Here is an 8,755-nt window from a genome sequence, read left to right as displayed (position 1 = left end):
CGTGGGGCAGGCCAGGTCGTTGGCCTGGCTCGCCAGCCGGGCCCGGATGTCGGCCGGGGTGAGCGTCGGGTCGGTGCTCGCGATCAGCGCGGCCATGCCGCGCCCGCCGGGCAGGCCCGCGCCGATCCCGGTCTGCCCGGTGTGGAACAGGGCGGGGACACCCAGTTCCTGGACGACGGACCCTAGCCGCGCAGGAAGGTTCCGCCGTCCACGATCCAGAAGCCGGCCGGGACCGCGCCGCACCTGGTGACCTCGGAGTGCGTCGCGGGGTCGGTCCGGCCCCAGCCGACCCGGCGCTGGTGCTGCTCGTCGGTCGGGTAGAAGGTGAGGCCGGCCTCGGGGTGCCGGCCCTCGTCGAAGAGGTACGGCTCGCCCCCGAGCGGGGTGATCACGGTCCGCGAGATCGACCCCGTCACGGTGACGGCGCCGTTCCCGTCGACGGTCAGGCAGTCGACGTCGAACTCGGCCCGGACGGTGCCGCTCGTCTCGAAGACGTGCTGCACCACGGCGTGCCCCCGGGCGTTGCCGTCGACCGTACGGGCGCTGACCCACGCGGTGAGCCGCTCGCCCGGGTTGGGGCCCGGGCCGTGCTCGTTGAGCAGGGTCCAGCCGTCCAGCGCGAGGTGCCGGGCCGGTACGGGGGCGGCCGACGCGGTCGCCGCCGAGGCGGTGCCGGCCGTCCCGGCCGCGAGGGCCGCGGCCGCGGTGGCGAGCGCGACGGCGGTGGTGAGCTTGCGCATGGTCGATCCTCCGAGGGGAGAAGGGAGTCGGGCCGTTCCCGACGTCCTCCAACCTCCCAGTGCACCCCCGGTCGTGGCCTCCGTCGCAGGGAGGGAACCGACTCCCCCGGCGGGGGAACCGTTCCTCCTCCGCTCGACCTACCGCCGTGCCGTGCCGGTGCCGTGAGGCCCGCGGGCCGCGATGTCCGACCCATTGCCTAGGCTGGGGCCAAGTCGATGATCAAGGGGGCAGGGCTGTGCGGATCGAACGTCACCGGGTGGACGAGGCGCGGGTGGTGGAGGCCGGCGAGGACTTCGTGAACCGGATCGGGAGGCAGGTCCACTCCTACTCCCGCGCCGGTCTGATGACCACCACCGAGTGGCAGCTGATCGCGGACTCCTTCCTCGACTACCTCGGCGCCCTCTCCACCGCCCGGCCCGACCTGGACTCCGCCGAGGCCAAGGCGGTCCTCAAGGACGCCTGCGAGGCCGCCGCCGGCGCCGTCTCCTTCGCCGCCTACTACCCGGTCGACAGCTTCCACGTCTTCCTCGACTACCCGAACTTCGGGATGAGTTACGACCCCGAGTACGGCGAGGACCGCGACCCCCGCCACCGGGTCACCGCCCGGGAGTGGCTCGACGCCTTCTGCCTCGCGATCGTCGCCGACCGGGTCTCCCCGCACGGGGAGGCATTCGGCTGGGCCCGTCAGCTGATGCCCGACGAGCCGGTCACCCCCGCCCTCGAACTCGTCGACGCCTTCGTGGCCCACTTCTTCGAGGAGGGCGACTTCCCCACCCCCGCGGAGCCGCAGCCCGGCCTGCGCGCGCTGCGCGCCCTCACCGACGGGGACCGCGAGGCCTTCGACGCCGCCCTGCTCGCGCTCCTCCAGGACGGCCCGCACGGCACCGGGCCCGCAAGCCTCCTGCCGCTCGTCCCGATCGCCCTCGCCGCCCGCGCGTACCGCACCCACGGCTGGACCCCGGCGGTCGACACCGACTACCTGCCCCACGCCCTGGTCACCGGCTTCGAGACCCCCGGCCCGCGCGTCCACGGCCTCGGCCGCGACCCGCGCCCCGACGCCGTCGCCCGGCTCGCCGCCGGGCCCGTCGACGTCGACCGGCCGAGCCCGGCCCTGCCCCTCGGCCCGGACAGCGAGGCGCGGTTCGAGCGGCGCACCGCGGAGGCCGTCACACCGAAGGAGGGCGAGCCGCTGGACGCGTGGGAGCTCACCGGCGCGCTGCGCTACCAGACCTACCTCCTCGCGGCGCGCGCCTCGCAGTCCGCCGACGCCACCGACGCCCAGCTCGCCAACCTGCGGCTCGGCTCCCGGCTGGGGGCCGCCGTGTTCCGGGCCGCCCTCGCCGAGCCGGGCACCGAGGCCGAGGTGGCGATCGACGGCCGGACGCTGCGGCTCGCCGCCAGCCGGGACAGGGACTTCGGCCCGGTCTTCTGGGGGACGGCCCTCTCCTACGCCCTGATCACCGGCAGCCCGGAGGACCTCGACCCGCTCGTCCTGGCCGGCCCCACCATCGCGGCCGAGGACCGCACCCCGTTCGCCCCGTACCGCACCGCCCTGCACGACCACCTCCGCGGCGCCGACCCGCTCCCGGCCACCGAGCGGGCCCTGAAGGAGGTGGAACGCACCCGGGACCAGGGCTTCCTGCCGCCCCCGGTGGTCCTCTTCTCCCAGCTCGTCCGGGGCGACGAGACCAGCTTCAACCTCGCCCTGCTGGACGCCCTGGAGGCCCACCGCGACCACCACTCCGTCGCCGACCGTGCCACCGACTTCGGCGCCGCGCTCAGCCTCGACGTCCTCGCGCTGGCCTGCCACGCGCGCCGCAGCCGCGGCTGGGCCGTCCACGTCCGCTCGCCGTACCTCCCGCCGCGCCTGCTCGCCGCAGCCGGGGCCGGGGCCGTCTGACGCGGGGGCGGGCCCGGCTGACGTGGGGTCCGGGCCCGTCCCGGCCCGTCCCGACGCGTGCCTCCCGGGGGGCTTTGTATCCGTCGTGCATCAGGGAGCGCTTGATCGGGCATCGGTGCCGGTGGCACGACGGGTATGTCCGAATGTCTGCTGTATCGTCCCTTCACGTTCCGCCCCCGCCCCGGCGGCCGTCCGAAGAGGAGCCATCCGCCCGTGTCCGACACCCGCCCGATCCGCGTGCTGCTGGTGGAGGACGACGAGCTGATGCGGCGCGCGTTCACCGTCGCGCTCGAACGGTACGGGTACGAGATGACGGCCGCGGCCGACGGGCTCACCGGGCTTGAGCTGTTCCGCGACGGGGGCTTCGACCTGCTGGTCCTGGACGTGATGCTGCCCGGGCTCGACGGGATCGGGCTGTGCCGCCGGGTGCGGGAGACCAGCCTGGTGCCCGTGCTGATGATGTCCGCGCGCGGTGACGGACTCGACGTCGTCGCCGGGCTGGAGGCCGGGGCGGACGACTACGTGGTCAAGCCGGTCGACACCTTCGTGCTCGTCGCACGCATCCGCTCGCTGCTGCGGCGCGCGACGTACCCGCCGCTCCCGGGGCCGGAACCGGCCGTGCCCGCCGCGGAGGTCCTGGCCTTCGGGGACCTCGTCATCGACACCGCCGGCATGGAGGTGTCCGTCGCCGGCGCGCCCGTGGCGCTGACCCCGACGGAGCTGAAGGTGCTCCTCGAATTCGCCGCCCGCCCGGGCGTCGTGCTGGAACGGCACACCCTGCTGCGCGACGTCTGGGACTACGGCTGGGACGGCGACAGCCGGGTCGTCGACCTGTGCGTGCAGCGGCTGCGGCGGAAGCTGGGCCGGGACCGGATCGAGACGGTCCGCGGCTTCGGCTACAAGCTCAGGCGCTGAGCCCGGTGCGACCGCTTCGCGGGACGCGTTCGGGCCGTTCGGGCCGTCCGGGTCGTCCGGGTCGTTCGGACCGCCCGAGTCGTCCGGGCCGTCCGCGCCGTACGTCGCTCCGGTGGAAGATCGCCGCGCTGGCCGCCCTCACCGCCTGCCTGGTCGCGGCGGCCGTCGGCGTCCTGGTGCACCTGTGGACCGCGCAGGACATCCGCAGCCGCGCCGACGCCCGGGCCTTCAACACGGTCTACTCGGCCGTGGACGTCTACCGTCGCACCGGCGCGCTCGTGGACGGCGCCGCGCTCGACCCGCCCGACCTGCCCGCCGCGCTGCGCGCCCCCGGCGACGACGACCGGCACACGGCCTACGACGGGAGCGTCGACGGGAACCTCGGGCCGAGCGTCTGGGGCGCCCAGCGCACCGCGGGGCCGGGCAGCCCGGTGCTCGCCGTCCGGATCAACATGAGCCCCGAGCTCCACACCCTGGACCGGCTCGACGTGATCGTGACGGTGGCCTCGCTGATCGCGCTCGGGGCCGCCGTACCCGTCGCGGTGTACGGGGCCGGGCTGCTCGCGCGGCGGCTGCGGCGCGTCTCCGAGACCGCGGGCCGGATCTCCGCCGGGGACCTCGACGCCCGCACCGGGCCGACCGGGGGCCGCGACGAGGTGGCCGACATCGCCACCGCCGTCGACCTCATGGCCGACAGTCTCGGCCGACGCCTGGGCGCCGAGCGGCGGTTCACCGCGGACGTGGCCCACGAGCTGCGCACCCCCGTCGGCGGCCTGATCGCCGCCGTCGACCTGCTGCCGCCGGGCGAGACGGAGGACCTGCTGCGCGACCGGGTACGGGACCTGCGCGGGCTGGTCGAGGACCTGCTGGAGATCTCCCGCCTCGACGCCGGCGCCGAACAGCCGGTCCGCGCCCGGGTGCCGCTCGGCGCGGTCGTCGCGGAGGCGGTCGCGCGTACGGGCCTCGACGTTGAGGTCACCGTGGAAGGGGGCAGCTCGGGCGACGGGGAAGGCGCTGCCGACGGGGACGGCATGGCCGACGGGGAGGGCTCCGGGTACGTGGAGACCGACCCGCGCCGACTGGAACGCATCGTCGGCAACCTCGTCGTCAACGCCCACCGCCACGGCGCCGCCCCGGTCACGGTCGCCGTCACCGGACGGACGGTCGTTGTGCGCGACCACGGCCCCGGCTTCCCGGCGGACCTGCTGCTCCACGGCCCGCGCCGCTTCCACACCGGCTCCCGGGAGCGCGGCTCGGGCCACGGCCTCGGCCTCACCATCGCGTTCGGCCAGGCCCGGCTCCTCGGCGCCGGACTGCGCCTGGACAACGCCCCGGACGGGGGCGCCGTCGCCACCCTGTCCCTGCCGCCGGACTGACGGCCGGCGGCCACACCTGACCGACGGCCGACGGCCCCCCGACGGCCGGCAGCGACCCGACCGACGGCCGTCCGACAGCGCGGCTGCCGAACCGATACGCACCGGAGCGGCGGCCGATACACGACGGCCGGGGGCTCCGATACGTTCCCCGGACACCCTTCGACGTGCAGTTCCCGCACCGAGGAGGAAGCCCCCCGTGACCGTCGACCCCCTGGCCCTGAGCCACACCCCCGGCATCGCGGCCGCCACCACCGACCTGACGAAGGTCTACGGCGCCGCCGACACCCGCGTCACCGCCCTGGACGGCGTGAGCATCGGCTTCCGGGAGGCCGAGTTCACCGCGATCATGGGCCCGTCCGGCTGTGGCAAGTCGACCCTGCTGCACTGTGCCGCCGGTCTCGACACCCCCACCTCCGGTTCGGTGCGCATCGGCACCACCGAGCTCGGCACCCTCGACGACCGGCAGCTCACCCGGCTGCGCCGGGACCGGCTCGGTTTCGTCTTCCAGGCCTTCAACCTGTTGCCGACCCTCACCGCGCTGGAGAACATCACCCTGCCGCTCGCCCTCGCCGGGCGCGCCCCCGACCCGCGCTGGCTGGACCGCGTGGTCGCCATGGTCGGCCTCGCCGACCGTCTCGGCCACCGGCCCGCGCAACTGTCCGGCGGGCAGCAGCAGCGCGTCGCCGTCGCCCGGGCCCTGGCCGGGCGGCCTGCGGTCGTCTTCGCCGACGAGCCCACCGGGAACCTCGACACCCGCACGGGGACGGAGGTCCTCGGCTTCCTGCGCGACTCCGTCCGCGAACTGGGCCAGACCGTGGTCATGGTCACCCACGACCCCGTCGCCGCCTCGTTCGCCGACCGGGCGGTCTTCCTCTCCGACGGCCGCCTGGTCGACGAGATGGTGCGCCCCACTCCCGACCGGGTGCTGGCCGTCATGCAGCGCTCCGACGCGCGCGCCGCCGCCCGTTGACCCCGGAACCGTTGACCCCGGAACCGTTGACCCCCGAACCGCTGACCCCCCGACCCCGCCGACTCCCCAGGAGGACGACCGTGTTGAGAATGGCTGTGCGCAACGCCCTGGTGCACAAGGCCCGGCTGGCCATGACCGTGTTCGCGGTGTGCCTCGGCGTCGCGTTCGTGTCCGGGACCCTCGTGTTCGCGGACTCCACCGTGGCGGCCCACCGCGCCGCCGCCTCAAGGGACTTCGCCGACATCGCGGTCACCGTGACGGCCAGGGAAGCCGGGCCCGGGGCGGCCGCAGGGCAGCAGCCCGGCGTGCTCGACGACCCCCTCGCGCGGACGCTGGCCGACGTCCCCGGCGTCGCGGCCGTCCGGCCGACCGCCGACGGCTCGGCCGTCCTGAACGCCGCGGACGGCACCCCGCTGCGGGTCGGTGCGCGGTGGGCGAACCAGGCCGCCGCCTACGTCCCGCGCACGAACGGCACGAACGGAACGAGCGGCACGGACGGGACGGACGGCCGCTACCCGCTGGTGGCGGGCCGGGGCCCGAAGGACGGCGGCGAGATCGCCGTGGACCGCGGCACGGCCGCCGCCGGCCGGTTGAAGCTCGGCGAGCCGGTCACGCTCGCCACCGACGGGCCGGCGATGACCAAGCGACTCGTCGGCATCGTCACCACCGACGACACCCGGGTGACCGCCGGCGGCACGCTCGTCCTGTTCGACCGGGCGACCGCCCAGCAACTGTTCGCCGCCCCGGGCCACTACACCGGAATCGACCTCGCCGCCGCGCCCGGCACCGACCCGTCCGAGCTCGCGCGCCGGGTCGCCGCCGTGCTCCCCGCGGACCGTTTCGAGGTCACCACCGGCGCCGCCCAGGCCGCCCAACAGGCCGTCCTCGTCGGCACGTTGACCCGCGGCTACGAGAAGCTGCCGCTGGTCTTCGCCGGGGTCTCGCTGTTCATCGCCTCGTTCCTCATCGTCAACACCTTCACCATGCTGGTCGCACGGCGCACGAAGGAGGTCGCACTACTGCGGGCGATCGGCGCGCAGCGCCGCCAGGTGGCGCGCTCCGTCCTCCTGGAGGCCCTGCTGGTGGGGCTCCTTGCGTCGGCGGCCGGGTTCCTGCTCGGCCTCGGCATCGCCTCGTTGCTGCCCGGCCTCCTCGGCGGCGATCTGCCCCGCGGCCCCCTGGTGATCGGCCCGGACTCCGTCATCGCGGCGCTGGCCGTGGGGGTGGGCGTCACCGTGCCCGCCGCGTGGCTGCCGGCCCGGCGGGCGGCGAGGGTCGCACCGATCGAGGCGCTGCGGACGGCCGAGCAGCCGCCCGCGGGCCGACTGCGCCTGCGCACCGCGGCGGGCCTCGCCCTGGCCGTCCTCGGCGCCGCTCTGCTGGTGTCGCTGCGGGGTGCCAAGGACGCCTCGGAGGGGAACCTGCGGAGCGCGATGCTCGGCTGCGCCCTCCTGGGCGGTGGCCTGATCACGCTCGCGCCGGTGCTCGCCACCCCGGTGGTCCGGTCGTTCGGACGGCTCACCGGCCGCTTCGGCGTCGCCGGGCGACTCGCCCGCGAGAACGTGCTGCGCGACCCGCGGCGCACCGCCGCGACCGCCGCCACGCTGATGATCAGCACCGCGCTGGTCACCGGGCTCGCCACCATCGGCAACTCCGCCGCGCGGGCCCTCGACCACCGGGCGGCGGCCGGGCTGGCCGCCGACTACGTGATCGGTTCCCGCTCCACCACGGACGGCGTGGACGCGGCCGCCGTCCGGCGGGTGGCAGAGACCGCAGGGGTGCGGGCGGCGAGCGGCGTCACGGACTCCACCCTGGTGGCCGGCGGAGCGGTCCTGCAGGTCGCGGGCGTCGACCCCGACGCGGTGGGCACCGTCGTGCGGCTCGACGTGACCAGTGGCTCCGTCCGGGACCTCGGTCCGGGCCGGATCGCCGTCTCCGCCACCGTCGCCCGCGAGCGCCACCTCAGCCCCGGGGACCGCCTCGACGCCCGCATGGGCCGCGCCCGGGAAGCCCGCCCGTACACCGTCGTGGGTGTCTACCGGGACAACCCGACCGCGCTCGACGTGCTCGCCGGCCGCGCCGAGGTGGCGCCCGACAGCTACCTGCCCGGCTCCGTCCAGCGGATCCTCGTGCGCACCGACGGCAGCTCGAAGGCGATGGCGGAGCGGCTGCGTACCGCCGTCGGCAACAGCCCGCTGCTGAAGGTGCAGGACCGCGACGGGTTCGTCCGCGAGGCCGCCGGCACCATGGGTGACCTGCTGGCCGTCCTGTACGGGATGCTCGCGGTCGGCGCCGTGATCGGCGCGCTCGGCATCGTCAACACCCTGGCCGTGTCGGTCGCCGAGCGCACCCGCGAGATCGGCCTCCTGCGGGCCGTCGGCCTGGACCGCGGGGGCGTCCGGCGGATGATCCGCCTGGAGGCGGTGACCATCGCCGCGTTCGGCACCCTGCTCGGGCTGGCCGCCGGACTGGCCGGCGCCTGGGCCGTCGGCCCGCTGGCCACCGGCGCGGTCGAGCACTACGCCATGGCACTGCCCTGGGGGACGCTGCTCCTGGTGTGCGCCGCCTCGCTGGTGATCGGCGCCCTGGCCGCCGCGGTGCCGGCCCGTCGCGCGGCCGCGCTCGGCCCCCTGACGGCGACCGCGCAGGGATGAGGCACCCGCCCCCGGCCCTGGTCGGCGGGGGCGGTTTCCCGAACGGTCCGGCGAAGCCGGGCAACGCGCACGGGCTGAAGCATCGTCATGAATCGGGGACGGGGGGCCCCCCACCACCCGATCGGGGGGGGGGACCCCGAACACCAAAAAGGGCAGAGAAAACAGCAACACACCCCAAGACCCCCGCCAAAACCCCCCC

Annotated in this window: 6 protein-coding genes; 5 read left to right on the top strand and 1 reads right to left on the bottom strand. The window is 75.7% G+C overall.

Features of this window, described 5'->3' with window-relative positions:
• Window positions 1-182: 182 nt before the first annotated feature.
• Window positions 183-740 carry a hypothetical protein gene (locus ABT048_RS41255; RefSeq protein WP_350526794.1) on the bottom strand — a complete coding sequence of 186 codons (558 nt, stop codon included), beginning with the start codon at window positions 738-740 and terminating at the stop codon, window positions 183-185.
• Window positions 741-976: 236 nt separating this feature from the next.
• Here ABT048_RS41255 and ABT048_RS41250 point away from each other — a divergent pair, with 236 nt between their 5' ends.
• From ABT048_RS41250 to ABT048_RS41230, 5 genes are all read left to right on the top strand, one after another.
• Entirely contained in the window at window positions 977-2,641 is a 1,665-nt protein-coding gene (locus ABT048_RS41250) for an immunity 49 family protein (protein ID WP_350526793.1), read from the top strand.
• Between the two features lie 213 nt (window positions 2,642-2,854).
• Window positions 2,855-3,556: a two-component system response regulator CseB gene (gene cseB, locus ABT048_RS41245; protein ID WP_350526792.1), complete on the top strand. Its 702-nt coding sequence runs from the start codon at window positions 2,855-2,857 to the stop codon at window positions 3,554-3,556.
• Window positions 3,557-3,732: 176 nt separating this feature from the next.
• Complete coding sequence (locus ABT048_RS41240) at window positions 3,733-4,932, top strand: sensor histidine kinase (RefSeq protein WP_350526791.1); 1,200 nt, start codon at window positions 3,733-3,735, stop codon at window positions 4,930-4,932.
• 196 nt (window positions 4,933-5,128) lie between these two features.
• Entirely contained in the window at window positions 5,129-5,902 is a 774-nt protein-coding gene (locus ABT048_RS41235) for an ABC transporter ATP-binding protein (protein WP_502894141.1), read from the top strand.
• A gap of 89 nt (window positions 5,903-5,991) precedes the next feature.
• Window positions 5,992-8,556 (top strand): ABC transporter permease, encoded by a 2,565-nt coding sequence (locus tag ABT048_RS41230; RefSeq protein ID WP_350526790.1) that lies wholly within the window; start codon window positions 5,992-5,994, stop codon window positions 8,554-8,556.
• Window positions 8,557-8,755: the final 199 nt, after the last annotated feature.

This window comes from Kitasatospora sp. NPDC096140 (genome assembly GCF_040303045.1).
GTDB lineage: Bacteria > Actinomycetota > Actinomycetes > Streptomycetales > Streptomycetaceae > Kitasatospora.
Note: the sequence above shows the minus strand (reverse complement) of the source record. Positions and strands in the feature narration are given on the sequence as shown.